The sequence below is a fragment of the Nostoc sp. CCY0012 genome (genome assembly GCF_963920855.1).
GTDB lineage: Bacteria > Cyanobacteriota > Cyanobacteriia > Cyanobacteriales > Nostocaceae > Cyanocohniella.
On record NZ_CAWUDM010000128.1, the window covers coordinates 1 to 15,045 of the forward strand.

Below are 15,045 nucleotides of genomic sequence, written 5' to 3' on the forward strand. Positions count from 1 at the left end.
CAGAATTAACACTTGCATAATCAAAGTTTTCAGCAATCGCTGTGACTTCCTCAATTGATAAAGTAATCCCCATGTCGTTGGCAGTGCTGGCGACTAATTCTGACTTCTCTTGAAGGGCGATGGCGGTGTTTTCTGGGTCATCTTCAGAGGTAATCGCTGGCATTTCAGATTGTGCGATGCTTGGCTGTGGTTGGGATTCATTGGCTTCATGGGCTATTACCTCAAACTCCTCTTCACCATCAAGTGCATTGGCTTTTGAAGCAATGTTCACGGTTTCCTCTAGTTTTGAAACTTCCTCAAGTTGGCTATTACTTACACCGTTAGCGGTTACAGTCGCTAATTCAGATGGTTGCAAATCTTTAATTAGGCTATTAATTACTTCAGAACGGATATCAGAACACCAATCATCTGGAAAATCTGGGCAAAGGTCTAAGATTTTAGCTTCAATTTGTGCTGCTGTTACTTCAGTAATGCCTTTGGCTTTGAGAGTGCGGCGAATCGAATCTACTTTATTCTTAAGTTCTTTCATTTGTCATGCTCCTATTTGTTTCGAGTAATCGCTGTGAAAAAGACAATTTTGCAAGCTTCTGAATAGCTGTATACAGAATGTTTACCAAACTGTAACCCTGCTTTGTACCAAGCATTTATCAGCATTCTTTCTGTTACATTTGGTTTAATTTCACGAAGTATTGAAAGTATCGATTCTCCTGTAAATTCCTGATAATCAGAATACTTGTTTTGAAAGTTTTCATAAGTTTTAATTGCCTGCCTAGTAATTGGTGTTCTGGGAAATTGTGTTTTGAATCTTGCATACATTCGCAAAGTTTTGACTGTAACAACCATTCCCGAATGCTCTAACTCACTACGCAGATTTCGCCACCTACGATTAGAAACTTCGCCAGCTACCGATTCATAAGTTTGTCGGTAGTAAGTTTCTGTTGTTTGTTGCATAGGCATACAAGTACAGATGAATTACTATTGGACTTATTGTACACTCTCTGTAGACAGTTAGCAACTATATGTAGACAAAATACAATAGAATTACCCATTGGGTAATGGCTATGATTTAGATGCAAGTAAAACGAACAATTACAGTAGTTAAAGACTTCCCTGGCTTAGGGGAACGTATCAAAAAAATTAGAGAGGGAGATTCGCGTTCTTTATCCCAGATATGTAGAGATTCAGGGATATCGCGCTCATACTGGCATCAGATTGAGAAGGAAGACTTACGCGCTGCCGTAACGGAAGATATTATCAGAAAAATAGAAGCGATACTGAATACTGACTTAGGAGTGAGTTTTGATTAGTTTGAAATATTTCTGTATGAAGAGTGAATGCCTGAGCGTTAACGCTGGCAACGATAGAATCAGCATTCTATGCAGGTGATCGCTTGCAGAACACTAAAAATTCTGTCGCCAATTGGTAAAACCTACATTTGCAGATACGTTTCAAACACCACTGCGACACTTACCATATATGGACTGAAACACTTCTGCTAGTGGCAAATTACCTCAAAATTCCCGGTATTTTTAGTCCTTTGAAATTTTCAATGCTATTTGATGATAAATGCCGTTTCGGGCATTATCATCAAATGACTAAACCTAAGCAGGATAATCGTTAAGAGCCTTAATTTCCGAATATGCAGCTATATCGGCTCAATTCCCAATGATTTATACTGCGATCGCACTCTCTAATCCTGGGTTATGATTACCCGAAATAGGCTTGCTTTGCCTCATTTTCTTCCATTTACGCCCAATTGCCAAGAAAGCTGCTTCCATTTCTTCCTCATCAGCAGCTTCAATCATTTTTATCAAGCTTTTACTGCTATTTTCCGTATCTCCTAGTTGTTCCCCAGCTAAAAGCTCACAGAAATAGTGCTTAGAACCAGGCGAAAGCTGATCCATCCCTTCCAATAAAGCTGTAAAAGTCTCCTGGCTAACCCATTTTTTCCCATTGCGGAATTCTGATAGGTGAGTAGGACTGATTCCCACAATACCAGCCAGCTCTTTGCCTTGAACACCGTAGCGATCCATTGCTTTTTTAAATAGCTGGTAAATCTGAGCCATAAAGTTTTGTTACTTATTAATTTAACTATGGGTATAATTTTCTATAGTAATTTAACTTTGGGTTAAATTGATTCAAGCTAATAGTTTAATTCAAATTTTATCCAAAACAAACAGCCCCGACAAGTAACTTGCCAGGGCATTCAAACCTACAAATATCATATGGCAATTCAACGACTTTCACAAACGCCAAAAGACGGAATTTTGGCGACTCAACGTGTTGCAGTTGTAACCAAAAGGGGGCAACTGTGAAAATTGACGGTAAATTTTATCCCTTACAACATTCTGAATGGGTCAAAATCTGCAAAAGCCTTACCAAGTCTCAAATAAGCATTTTGTATTACTTGCGCTCACTTGATCCGTATGGCAATGGCATAAGAATAAAGGCTTCCAAAATTGCTGAGGACTTAGGAATTACTAAACGAGCTGTCAACGCAGCGATAGCAGTTTTAGAAGAAAAAGGTTATATCAACCTAGAAGATATTGACTACTCAGTAAAAGTCTCTGCAAGAGGGTGTTTGTGTGACACTTCCTCAACTATCACAAAATTGGGAAGAGAATTTCCCACTCAGGAAAAAAATTTCCCACCTGAGAACGGAATTTCTCACCTGGGAAGAGAATTTCCCACTCAGGAAAAAAATTTCCCACCTGGGAATGAAATTTCCCACTTGCAGCCTGAAACCCCTGTAAAACAAGAATCTCAGGACTCTAATATTAATAAAACTTATTCAGACTTTATAGACTCTCTCTTAGAAGACGAGAGAGAGTGTTTTTTAGAGTTCGGTAAGAAGAAAGCAGCCCAGTTACCCAAAACGCCTGAACTTCCACTCAAATGGATTGAGAAGAATTTTGACGAATTGCGATCGCAGTGGGAAAAACTTCGAGGTGTGGTTCGCATCTCCAAAAATTGGGAAAGTGACCCCCGCCGTCAGGAGTGGTTAGATAAAATTCGCTCCCTTGGGTTCGCGGCGTTTATTTGTGAAAACGGCAGTTTAGATAAGCAGCGCAAGGAATTTTACGAGTGGGCTAACTCTCACGACTTAATTTGGGGGGATAAGTCATGAAATTACCTGAACTTTCCCCAGAACCAATCCGCGATGAAGACCAGCCGGGATATCAAAAAGAAATTTGGCAACCGTCCTGGCGCTGCTTCTGCTGCGAAGACACGGGAATTGTCAGATCCAGACTGGCGGCTATGGTAATTCGTGGCTATAACTTCGACCGTGATCGCTTGCCGATTTGTCAGGCTCCTGGTTGTAAAGCTGGTTTCAACTGGCTACACCTAGAGGGAAACATAGACATGAGGCTGACGGCGGCAGTTTGTCAAGAATTAGACCGGATCAGCCGCCTTGACTGGCGACAGACCACACAAAAAAAGTTGATCAACCTCAAGGCTATATCTCAAAAAATGGCGATGCCAGGAAGCGGTGAGCGCACAGAGCAAGATAACCGCGAGGTGCAACAGCGCAAGGCGGAAATTGAAGCAATCAGCCATGAGCAATGGATGACTATGAGAAGTACATATTTGGGGGTTGATAAATAATGGATGATTGTCAGTTCAGGTGTACTCGGTTAGGTATGCGATCAAGCGAGGAACGGTTAGATAAATTGTGGTTCTCTGCATCTATACCAGAGAATGTGTATTGTCTAATTCCGCCGCCACAATGGGTATACTTATTTTTACCCTTGAGCTAAAAACTGCTGGCGTAGATATAGCGAAGCTGTCACCAGGGGCAAGATAGACTGAAAACTCTTACTATATATAGGTTTCAGCAATGTTTGAGTAAAATTGACACTCTTGGACAAAACTTAGGTATCCATAGCTACAAAAAGCGGAGTATTTATTAACTTTATTTACAGATTTTACAGCTAGGGCAATGATCATCTTTTGGCGTGAATTGACTAAAACTCTTTGACAGCAAGCTTTGTAGCCCAATCCAGAGACTCCTACCAAACAGTATTATTAATTCTCTTTGGTAGGCGAAAAGCAATTATGGGGTGAGAAGTAGCAGTGCATTCATGCAGAAATTCTAGTTCGATGTCAAAAATGCTTAAGCGTAGATATAGCAATAGTTTCCAGCTATCTTGCCCCTCATGACAGCTTCGCTAGATCCACCCCTACTGAGGGTACAGATTAGGGGATAGGGCGATGGCTTAGTATCCGGGTTTGCCAAGTGCTTTAGAAAGGTTTATTTTGAGGAGGTTTATTAAAAAAAGTAAAATAAGTTACCTAAAACCGTTTTGTATTTACTCATAAAAAACTAGATAACGTCTCTCATGCGGAATTTTATCTACCAAAATAGAACAAAAATACTAAATAGTGTTTTGTGTAATAGTGGTGGACACTTTTTGTTGACTTGTCGGCTTGCGATCGCATGGTGCCACTGTTTTAGTTATCTATGCTATTTTCAATAGGTTACATAATATCACAGAAAATTTTTAATTTCAGGGATATTTTTTTTAATTTTGCGATCGCAACTATAACTTTGTGGATTAGAATGAGATCACTTTAAGGAGGTGTGAAAGTGACACAAGAAAAACCCAAAATTTTAGTAAGGACACGGTTCACTGAAACCAACGAAATCAAATTCCCAGAACTAGCCAAAGCTAACGGAACGACTATGTATCAACTGGTACGTAAGTTCATACATAGCTACTTACAGCAAAACTCCCCAACGGTTTTATGTTAGGGAGTTTTGAGTTTCTATAGTACACCCAGATTTATCGTAGTTTGGCGACCCGATAAATCTGGATCACAAAAACAAATACAAAAATGAAGAATATCATCTCCTGTGATCCAATTTTAGATCACAAATACGAATTTGTCTTAGAAGAATTATCTTATAAGACTATTATAGCGCATCCTTTCAGTATTTTAGTAATTTCTACCAAAAATATTGAAACAGTAGGAGGTGCTGCATAATGGTTGCCCAATTCATTAGCCAACCTCCTACTCCTAAACAGCAGAAATTTAAGAATCTCCAAGAGTTTCAATATTTTATTGCAGATGCCTTTATCCGTGGCAGTGGGATTGATGAGGAATTATTCAATAACTGTGTAGAGTTCCATCAGTCCGTCGAGTGGACTGATGGGATGGACGCAACCACCCCCATACATGATGAGTTGGGGTGGTATTTTACCCGTTTTGGGCATCAGTGCAAAGACCCAATCTATGCAGCATTGCTGAGAAATGAAGACGGGTCGCTGTGGCAAGCTGTAGTTAGCATCTGGGATGAGGAGAAACAAAGACCTTATCGCTATCTAGCGCCCAAAGGGAATGGGGATCGAGCATTTTTCCCCCCTATTCCCCGATCAATCAGAGAGAAGATATCGCAAAGATATGGGGTAGAAGTGCCTCTAGAGGGTAGTTTCTGGGAATGGGTGAAGGATAATCCCGATTTGAATCGCATCCTGACAGAAGGGGGAAAAAAGACCCTAAGTGGTTTGAGTCTGGGATATATTCTCATCGGGTTATACGGCTGCAATTGCGGTAGAGAATGGCTGCTAGATGAGAATGAGCAGAAAGATGAATTAGTATTAATTCCTGATTTACAGTCATTTGCAGAAAGAGATACTAAATGGCTATTAGCTTTAGATCGTGACACCAAGCCCAAAGCCCAAAAATCTGTAGCCGCCGCTAAAAACCGTCTAGCATTGTTACTAGAAGAATATGGATGCTACTCGGTTGATATGAAATGGAAAGCAGAAGATGGTAAGGGTTTAGATGATTTAATTGTTAATTGTGGCAGTGGTGCGTTGGATGCCAGCTACCAAGATGCAGTTAACCGATTAAACAAGCTGATTGGTAAAGGAGATAAGAAGGAAAAAAGGAAGATTCCCCCGGCTGATGTAATCGCTAAGTCCATAGCTGAGGAATATCGAGATAAACTTTCCTTCAATAATGAAATCTCACAATGGATGCGATATGAGGCTGATTACTCCGGTGTGTGGTCTGTAGAGACTTTGGAGTTTATAGAATCATGCGTTTACAAGATTCTTGATTCTAAAAACATCGAAGGGTATAACTCATTCTCCTATATCAGCAATATAGTTAAAATTTTGCGAACCCAATTAATTGAGCGTAAATGGACAGAGAAGTCCTCTAAAGACTTCTTACCATTCCAAAATGGTGTATTAGAAATTAAAACTGGTAAACTCTTACCTCATAGCCCCGGTTATCGTCTCACTTGGCAACTACCAAGGGAATATAACCCTACTGCTACTAATTGGCGTGAGATTCATAAATTTTTAGATCATCTCTCAAGTGGCAATGACGAAATCAAGGATCTACTCCTGTGCTATTGCAACGCAGTTCTTAAGGGACGCTCTGACCTTCAGAAGTTTTTACATCTGATTGGCTTGGGTGGAACTGGTAAAGGTACTTTTGCACGACTGGTAGTCAGTTTGATTGGTGAGGTCAACACACACACAACCACCCTAGAAGATTGGTGTGGTAACAATTTTGAAGGTGCTAACGCTTATCGCAAGCGGTTGGTTTTATTCCCAGATGAGGATACAGCAACCGGTAAACTTGGTAAATTTCTTTCTCTCACTGGAGAGGATTTTATCAGGGCTGAGGAAAAAGGGCGTAAGGCTTTCAGCTTCCGTTATGACGGTATGGTACTAGTTTGCTCAAACCCACCGGTATTTACTGGGGATAATGCGAGTAGAGTCAAACGGCGGGTCATCACAGTTCCCTGTAACAATCCGGTTGCCACCAAGAAGTTGCAAAGTCTAGAGAAAGTATTTGCACCGGAGTTAGCAGCGTTTACCAATTACGTATTATCTCTCACAGATGATCACGTTACGAATGTTCTCAGAGGGTTAGCAGAAATACCAGAATGCACCTTAGAGTTTTGGCTCAACAGAATGAGAGTCGATAGTTTAGCTGATTGGTTAAACGACAAACTAATTTATGACCCCACTGCTTTAACTCCTGTGGGATGCGATCGCAATGAAGGTGCTGACGGATCACCAATTGTCACCCTATTTGGTAACTACTCCACGCATTGTAAAAATTCTGGGAACCAGGGTAAATCCAGTAAGACCTTTTCCCCTGACTTAGTGGAACTGTGCAACTCGGTACTGGGTTGGAATGTCAAGCACAAGACTACCAATACAGGGAAGTTTATCTGCGGCATCAGGTTAAGAGTACCGGGTCAAGATGACCTTATCCCCACTCACGAAGTATTTTTAGAAAGAAAAATCAAAAGTGACGGGTCAGGTGACGGGTCAGGTGATGGGTCAGAAGCCTTGCAGCATAAGGAAAGTGGGGAAAGTGACGAGTCAGTTGCCAGTCTGATTGAAGATCAGAAAAAGAATAATCAATTAGATTTGACCCCACAAACATCCAAACACCCAAACACCCAACTAGGGATAACTGAGCATTGTTCAAAAATCGTTAATATTTCTGCTGATGAACTCCCCCTCAACCCGTCACTAGTGTCACAATCCCCATCTGGACAAGGTTTTGACCCATCACTTGACTCGTCACTTGACTCGTCACTAAATCTAACTGCTAGTGATGTTAATTCTCAGGAGGTACAGGAAGCGATCGCTATGTCCGCCGCAGGTATCGCGCCCCAACTTCAGACCCAAGCACAACCAAAAATTGAAGTTGGGGACAGAATATACTGCTATCCAACTGACCGCCATGCTGAGAACAAATGGAAAGTCCAGGCTACGGTTACAGCTATTGAATATGTAAAAGGGTCTAGCGACTGCGAGTTTTTTAATGGCTGTGAAGTTGAATATTGTGACAAAAAATATGAGAAAAAAACTGCAAAGATAGCAGGAGGATTAGAAGATTGGATTTTGGGATGGGTATGTGAGGGAAAGCAGTGAACGTACCTTAAGACGAGCGTAGCCATCGCTAGATGCCTCATGCACGATTTTGTAATCGAGTCAGGAGGTGACTTCCTGACATTAGGCATCCAAATAGCAGATTGGCATTGAGACATCAACCCGCATTTCTGGGGTTCAGCCTAGAAAGGGAGCAACGCGATTTTGTGAGGGACTGAAACCTGGGACGTATATAGCTTGTTTCAGGATGCGATGGCTACGCCCGCCGCAGGCATCGCAACTAAAAAACATAGATTTGTTGAGAATATAAGGGGGGTAATTGAGAACCAAACCCCGATCTCACTTTTTCGCGTTGCTCCCCCTAGAAATGTCTAAGTTGCAGATTGCCATGCGATCGCTTTCCAGTGAAGCCTTCTGTGCGATACGCTCCGCAGTAAGCGTAGCTATGCCGTAGGCTTTACGGCAAGTGTAGCCATCGCATTCCGGCTCAATACCTGTAGCACTTAATTGTTGCCCATCTCCCCCGAAAAAAATCACTTTCCTTTATGCATCCACCTACACAGTACTTTGTAACTTAGCAATTAACTGTTGACGCTCTTCCTGAGTTAGATGTAGTGCCATCTGTACCAAATCATTTACATCCATATTCAAAGGTAACTTTTGGTTATGCTGCTCAGAAGGAGTAAATAAAAGTTGTGCAATTGCTTGTTCAATTGGTTGACGTTTTTCTAACGAAGTACAACGTTCATACATATTTCTCAAGGTTTCCACTGAATGACCCATCGCATAAGCTAATGAACTTAACTCTGAGTCAGATAAACCAACCTGAAGACCCCAAGTTGCCCAAACATAACGCATCACATGTGGTGAAATCCGTTTTTTAATGAAACGGTGAGAGATGGTTTCAAAGATTTTAGCAAAAGCAGAACCAGTAGCTAGCAATCCGGATCTTGGCACCACAAACACATATCCCCAAGTCCAAATTGCCGACTGATGACTGCTAGGTAGAGAACAATTATCCTTGGGAGAAAATTCCATTCTTCCACTACTTAACCATCTACCTCGACGACCTTTCATCTCTGGTTGCCACCAATCATATATCAGTGTATTTTTATACCCTTGTCCTATCCACCATCCATAGAAGAAACGTTCAATGTAATCGTAGAAACAATGACCATCTTCAAACTTTGGATTAGGGATAATAATTGATTGTTTACCATAAGTTTTTTGAGTTTTATATTTCCTTGTATCTATGATCCAAATCCCTTGTGGATAGTAATGATTTTCATGTTTATACGTAAAGTAAAGGTAGTTATCTACAACCATACCGTTGTGTTTACGTTGTCTTTGATTATCTGGAGGTAAAGGTTGGTATAGTCCATTGGGCGGGATGTCTTGCGGGCGTTCTATTGGACAAGACAGTGCAATTTTTAATTCTCGGTATTCTTCTTGGCGGCGAGCTGGCAAATAAGATAAAAGCGCCCACTTTAAGTAGGTCTGATAGCTGACGGCAACTGACCAGCTAGAACGTAAATCTCCACGCTTATTTCTGGGTCTGCACTCAAAGCGTAAAGGTTCAACAATTTTTTGTTGAATAAATTGTAGCGCTGTTTGTCCCACAGGAACATCAGGCCATCTTTTACTCCAATCGGAAACAGAATGTCCACTATTACGCCATTCTTCTAACTCTGCTAAAATTTTCTGTTGATGATTCTCAATGATGCTAAAAATAGGAATAAGCCGATAATCCGCATCATTTTCAACTTGTTGTACATAGAGAAATTTTGCTAGTGATAAAATGGCACTCATTTTACCCATACGCGTGAATGGACTAACAGAAGAGTTAAAATTCCTTAAAAATTGAAAATAATTGCATATAAGTTGTTCCAGAGATTGTTTATTTTGATTCCATAATTTTTTTTGTGGCAAAGGTGTCAGGTTTTCTAACTGTTCTTCAGAAACTAAAGGAACAATTTTTTCTAAAGTTAATTCATGAATCGGTACATTTTGAAACCGATATAAAAAACCCAAAATCAGCTGAATATTTTTCAGATATTCGTTAGCCGTTGATTCTTCAACAGGCTTAATAATTCTGCCTGGCCATTCGGGTTCTAGAAGATATGAATTAAATTGGTTAAGTTGAACTTGGAGATGAGGCGGTGTCTCTTGAGTTTTTAAAATATATGTGCGATACATAGAGTGACGCTCTGTAAGTTTAAAATCTGCCAGAGCACCATTTTTATTGCGTCTAGAAGGAGTGCATTGTTCTTTCAGTTTGGCAGCACGAGAACCAGGCCACCAAAGCTGCTGTGCTGCCCAAATTAAAAATTGTTCAATGCGATTACCATAAGTATTACGACTAGCCTGAGATACATTATTTTTTTCAAAAGATTCTTGTAGCGCCTGACGCAACTTGAGTAATTTATTAATTGGCAAGGTTTTCATAAAAGTTTGAGCATTTTTTACTTCATCGGCAGTCATCTTGCGTCCTGAATGAGTTCTCTCATAGCCAAACTCACAAATGCAATGATGCAAGAATGCAGTACGTAATTCATTAATTATTCTTTGTGCTTGGTGAGGTTTGCTAACTCTAAGCTCTTCTTCATACATTTCTTGAGCTTCAAATAAATTATTTGGTCCTTCCATAATAAATCTTCTCCTATTTGATTGGTGGAATAATGACAAATTCAGGTATTAATTAAGAGCTAACTAGAATCAATTGTTGCTTTTAGATGATTAGTATTATACATAGTTATTTATTAAGAAAAAGCATTGGTACTATATAATTCACCTTTTTCTACTCCCACAACAGAAAATCTTATATAACACCTGAAAGGCATGATATCAAAGGCTTTTGGCATATTTAATGTTGTATTGAATAATAAATAAATCAAAAAATATAAATAAATTATTGGTCTTAAATAAATCCTAAACATAGATTATTCCTTGTTTATTAAGCATTAATAAATTCTAAATAACGGTTGATTTTTGACTTCCAGAACAATTTAGCTATTATTTAACGGCTAATTACCTATAGGCACTAACATCCAGAAGGAAAAACTGATATTGTAGACTAATCATTTCTATCTTGTATTTGAATAATAAACCTACCTATACGTTCTAAAAACTCACTTCTAGAAATCATATAATTACGGCTAATTTGGTCTATCCCAGCTAAAGCAGTAGGAGTTAAGCTAACAGAAACAATTTTCTTCATCTCATCATATGCTTCTGGTTGACCACGCATCGATTTTAATCCTTTGCGGATAATCTTTTGTGATCGTGGCTCACGTAGCCTATTTTTTTGATTTTTAGCTTTACCAGAATTAGTTTTCGTTTTTCTTGGCATAAATTTCCTCAATTATTTAGGGGATATCGGCGGCTACTCAAATAGCTGTTATTAGCTAGAGGTAGTGATATCTAGGATTGTGATTAATCCCCGCCCAATCCGTTCAATCAATTCGTTGCGAGAAATTCCCCGTTCATGACTTAATTCATCTAATCCATTTACAGCAGTGGGCGTAATACGAATGGACACATATTTTTTGATTTACTCATAATGTTCTGGTTGGCAGCTAAAAAACTTCCGCTCTGGAACTAGCATCTCAGAGCGGAAAATAAATGTCATTTTTTGTGCAGCTTTTTGGTTTTTTTTGGCGATTTCTTTACTTTTCTTTATAAAAACCCTTTTGTTGCTGGGAGTGATTTTTAGCTTTGCCTCGCTTACCCTTTCCACCAACATATAGGGAGTCGTCTGTTTCTAAAGCAGCAAACTGTAGATTGGGATTATTGCGAATGGTTCTGATGCTGCGTCTTTGAATCTTAGTGTATTTCTCGTAGATAAGACTAAACCCACGGTCGTGTCGTGCAATTGTTTCAGCGTGTATTCTAATAGCGTCCTCAGTGGAATTCCAAGTTTGAATTTGATTCGGTTTAAATTGAGCAACAGATTTCAATCGTCGTGAATTCAGAGAATCAAAGTCTTCACGGATTCGTTTTGACATTGCATCACAGGAATAGTGTTTTCCTTTTTGAGAGCTTGTTCCTAATATTCCGGTTGTTTTAAAAGTATTTTCCAATTGCTCAAACTCATAGCTAAACCAAAGTAGAGCAGGTGAAAGAGATGTCATTTCTTTTTTCCACCCCAATAAATCTCGGTTGAAAATTTCTTCGCAGAGATTTAGCAAAGCCCAAGACATTTCTGCATGGGGTTTGTAGTCAAATTCCCAGCTAAAACGTAGCTCTGGCGGATCTGTGGGATGGCTATCATTGGCAGTATTATCAAAGTGAAATATCCACTCTTTGATAGCCCTAAAAGCATCTTGATGAGACTTGACTAATACACCTAAAGTCTCTTTATTTAGCTCAGAGATGAAAATTCTATGCGCTTTGAGAATAAAGCTCGGTAAACATCCAAAAGTTTGAATATAGTCGTTTCGGTCTGGCTTTTCTTTACCCTGAAGATTAAAGTCATGGATTTTTAGCTTATAAATACCTAGTTTAAGTTCTTCTGCCGACGGATAAATTGTTTTTTGGTTCATTTAATTAATACTCTAAATATTTGTTTATGTTGTATGAGATTTTTTCAAAAAATGGAAGGGCAAAAATTTTTGACGAGATTGACTAATACAGCGTTGCGGAAGTAGAGATATCATTTTCACGGGCGCATTACCACCACGACGAGGTGGAAAGTCTTCACAAAAAGTAACATCCTTGACCCAATGCAAACGATTTTCGATTCCCCAATGCCCAATGGTGTCAGCTAAGGGGGCGGGATTATATTGATATTTGCTAGCGTAGCAAAACTTACTAGAGAAGAGTAGAAATCCTGTAATATTGACCTTGTAGCGAAATAATGGTGGGAAAACTTGGCAAGAAAAAGCCTAAAACCAGAGGCAACATCGTTTGAAGTACTCGATTGTGTTCAAAAAAAATGCCCTTCGTGCGGTCAAACAATGTGGAATGAATATAATAATCCTCGACGTATAAGAACGTTAAATGGGGTAGTAGAACTACAGCTAAAAATTCGGCGATGTCAAAATAAGTCATGTCTGCGGTACAAAAAAGCATATCGACCAGAGCTTGAAGGGTCACTCGCTCTACCACAAAACGAATTTGGTTTGGATGTGATTGCTTATATAGGAGCATTACGCTACCAGGAACATAGAAGTGTTCCCCAAATACACACTCATCTCGAATTAAAAGGTATATGTATAAGTCAACGAACGGTCACGCACCTAATTGACAGATATGACGAGTTACTTTCTTTATGGCTAAAAGACCATAAAAGGTTAAAAGCAATAGTTAAAAATCAAGGACGAGTGATATTAGCCATTGATGGGATGCAGCCAGAAATTGGACATGAGGTATTATGGGTAATTCGAGATTGTATATCAGGAGAAATATTACTAGCTAAAACCTTATTATCATCAAGGAATGAAGATTTAGCGGCGTTATTATTAGAAGTAACTAATACTCTGGATGTACCAATTGATGGAGTTGTTAGTGATGGGCAACAATCAATTCGCAAAGCTGTTGGGTTAGCATTACCTAGTATTGCTCATGGTTTATGTCATTATCATTACCTGAAAGAAGCAATTAAACCCATATATGAGGCAGATAGAAATGCAAAAAAGGAATTGAAAAAAAAAGTTAGAGGATTACGAGACATTGAACGTAGTGTTACCAATGAAGATAAGGATTTGGTGACTATTATTGAAGATTATTGCTCGGCAGTCCGTAGTTCTATAACCAATGATGGTCATCCACCATTAGAGGCATCTGGATTAAAGCTACAAGAAAATTTGACGTTGATAGAGCAAAGCTTAGAACGGATGGAAAAAAAAGTGCTTTACCACCACATGCAGTTAACCTAAAACACCTTTTAGGCAAGGGATTATCTGCGACTGCATCTTTATTTTTACCTGTTAGGGTTGCATATGAGTGGGTTGATAAAGCTAGTAATATTCTCAACAATAAAATAGCTCTTGATGCTGCTGGAGTCAAACAAAGTTATCAGCAACTGTTAACAGAAATGTCCCAACAAAAGCAGAAAGCTGGTACACTTAGTACCGCCATCGATAACTTTATAAAAACCACGCATAACTACTGGTCTGGACTTTTTCATTGTTACGAAATTGAAGATTTCCCCCGAACTAATAATGACGCGCGAACATGCTTTTGGTATGCTACGTCATCATCAACGTCGCTGTACCGGTCGTAAGGTTGCCCCTTCATCCCTTGTTATTCGTGGCTCTGTCAAACTTGCCTGTGCCATCGCTACTAAACTTCATTCTTTTACCGCATCTGATTTAGCACAAGTTGATATTGATACTTGGCTCGAATTACGCTCTCAATTGCAAAAACACCACAAAGCCAGAATTGAACAGTATCGATTTCGCAGAGATCCCAAGGCTTACTTAGCTAATCTAGAGAGTCGTCTTCTCTAGTAAGTTTTGCCACACTAGGATATTTGTAGTAGCTCACACCGAATCACCGAATGTGGCACATAGTTGGATATAACAAAACATATATATCTTTATAAGTGGTGTGCCATACTCAACAACTTTAATGGTGTTTCAGTAAGCTGATTCCACCTTTTCCTAAATTTGTGTAATTAGTGGGTATATATATTGATGTGGCGCAACGGTATCCCGGCATCGCTCATCCTGGTTAACGCAGCCCTGTGAAAGCTGTGCGTTACACTGCGGAGAACCCCAGGCGTTTTGAGCATTTTGATTGGCAGTGGGAACAGCCTTTTTGATGGGATTTTCATCCATTAATATCATTTCACTGGCTAGCAGGAGATTAGGCTTGAGACTAAAGTATTCAATTACTCGAAACCAACAACATCCGCGCTTCAATTCCTTCCCAGGTTGTGGGGGATACCCGCACAGATGCTTGCTTACATTGGATGAGTAGGTTATTGATGTAGAGATAATTTTTCTGTGCTTCCGCCTCTTTTTTAGATAAATTGATGATGTTGGGGCTGAGTTTAAAAGCTTTGAGTAGCGTTTCTTGAAGGTGTTTAGCGAATGCCCAACGCACCTCCCGTGGCTGTGTATCATCAGGAATTTTAAGTTCCTGCGCTTTCAATTGCTCAATTAGCGCAGTAAAATCGACATTCTTATATCTTGCACCTAACTGGATAAACACTGAATACGTAAAATAAAGGTCAAAA

14 protein-coding genes and 1 pseudogene are annotated in these 15,045 nt (G+C 39.5%); 6 read left to right on the plus strand and 9 right to left on the minus strand.

All coding sequences use genetic code 11. The features are described from left to right. Both ACM0OS_RS25005 and ACM0OS_RS25010 read right to left on the minus strand, forming a co-directional pair. Positions 1-529: hypothetical protein (locus ACM0OS_RS25005; protein WP_414545882.1), on the minus strand; the 529-nt coding region annotated here is incomplete at its 3' end. 11 nt (positions 530-540) lie between these two features. Beyond that, positions 541-957, minus strand: a complete 417-nt coding sequence (locus ACM0OS_RS25010; protein ID WP_414545883.1) for a hypothetical protein — start codon at positions 955-957, stop codon at positions 541-543. Between the two features lie 113 nt (positions 958-1,070). On the opposite strand from ACM0OS_RS25010, the gene ACM0OS_RS25015 reads away from it, so the two are divergent. Beyond that, a complete protein-coding gene (locus tag ACM0OS_RS25015; protein WP_414545884.1) occupies positions 1,071-1,307 on the plus strand; it encodes a helix-turn-helix domain-containing protein in 237 nt (78 codons plus the stop codon). Positions 1,308-1,670: 363 nt separating this feature from the next. Here the strand turns inward: ACM0OS_RS25015 and ACM0OS_RS25020 are convergent, their stop codons facing one another. Continuing rightward, positions 1,671-2,066: a helix-turn-helix domain-containing protein gene (locus ACM0OS_RS25020; RefSeq protein ID WP_414545885.1), complete on the minus strand. Its 396-nt coding sequence runs from the start codon at positions 2,064-2,066 to the stop codon at positions 1,671-1,673. A 332-nt stretch (positions 2,067-2,398) separates the two neighbouring features. On the opposite strand from ACM0OS_RS25020, the gene ACM0OS_RS25025 reads away from it, so the two are divergent. The 4 genes from ACM0OS_RS25025 to ACM0OS_RS25040 all read left to right on the plus strand — a co-directional run bounded on the left by ACM0OS_RS25025 (position 2,399) and on the right by ACM0OS_RS25040 (position 7,907). Beyond that, positions 2,399-3,127 carry a hypothetical protein gene (locus ACM0OS_RS25025; RefSeq protein WP_414545886.1) on the plus strand — a complete coding sequence of 243 codons (729 nt, stop codon included), beginning with the start codon at positions 2,399-2,401 and terminating at the stop codon, positions 3,125-3,127. Next, positions 3,124-3,606 (plus strand): hypothetical protein, encoded by a 483-nt coding sequence (locus ACM0OS_RS25030; RefSeq protein ID WP_414545887.1) that lies wholly within the window; start codon positions 3,124-3,126, stop codon positions 3,604-3,606. The genes ACM0OS_RS25025 and ACM0OS_RS25030 overlap by 4 nt, the downstream gene beginning before the upstream one ends. A 982-nt stretch (positions 3,607-4,588) precedes the next feature. Then, the gene (locus ACM0OS_RS25035; protein WP_414545888.1) at positions 4,589-4,753 is read left to right on the plus strand and encodes a hypothetical protein; all 165 of its coding nucleotides are present in this window, start codon (positions 4,589-4,591) and stop codon (positions 4,751-4,753) included. A 232-nt stretch (positions 4,754-4,985) separates the two neighbouring features. Next, positions 4,986-7,907, plus strand: coding sequence for a DUF3854 domain-containing protein (locus ACM0OS_RS25040; protein ID WP_414545889.1), 2,922 nt, complete (start codon positions 4,986-4,988; stop codon positions 7,905-7,907). Positions 7,908-8,204: 297 nt separating this feature from the next. Here ACM0OS_RS25040 and ACM0OS_RS25045 read toward each other — a convergent pair whose 3' ends face one another. From ACM0OS_RS25045 to ACM0OS_RS25065, 5 genes are all read right to left on the minus strand, one after another. Further along, positions 8,205-8,402 (minus strand): hypothetical protein, encoded by a 198-nt coding sequence (locus tag ACM0OS_RS25045; RefSeq protein ID WP_414545890.1) that lies wholly within the window; start codon positions 8,400-8,402, stop codon positions 8,205-8,207. 18 nt (positions 8,403-8,420) lie between these two features. After that, entirely contained in the window at positions 8,421-10,511 is a 2,091-nt protein-coding gene (locus ACM0OS_RS25050; protein WP_414545891.1) for a hypothetical protein, read from the minus strand. A 427-nt stretch (positions 10,512-10,938) separates the two neighbouring features. Next, a complete protein-coding gene (locus ACM0OS_RS25055; RefSeq protein ID WP_414545892.1) occupies positions 10,939-11,214 on the minus strand; it encodes a hypothetical protein in 276 nt (91 codons plus the stop codon). Positions 11,215-11,265: 51 nt separating this feature from the next. Then, entirely contained in the window at positions 11,266-11,403 is a 138-nt protein-coding gene (locus ACM0OS_RS25060; RefSeq protein ID WP_414545893.1) for a ribbon-helix-helix protein, CopG family, read from the minus strand. Positions 11,404-11,530: 127 nt separating this feature from the next. Further along, positions 11,531-12,406, minus strand: coding sequence for a hypothetical protein (locus ACM0OS_RS25065; RefSeq protein WP_414545894.1), 876 nt, complete (start codon positions 12,404-12,406; stop codon positions 11,531-11,533). A 414-nt stretch (positions 12,407-12,820) separates the two neighbouring features. On the opposite strand from ACM0OS_RS25065, the pseudogene ACM0OS_RS25070 reads away from it, so the two are divergent. Next, positions 12,821-14,314 (plus strand): annotated as a pseudogene (locus ACM0OS_RS25070) (ISNCY family transposase). Positions 14,315-14,693: 379 nt separating this feature from the next. Here the strand turns inward: ACM0OS_RS25070 and ACM0OS_RS25075 are convergent. Next, a partial coding sequence (locus ACM0OS_RS25075; protein WP_414545895.1) for an NACHT C-terminal helical domain 2-containing protein occupies positions 14,694-15,045 on the minus strand: 352 nt, incomplete at its 5' end.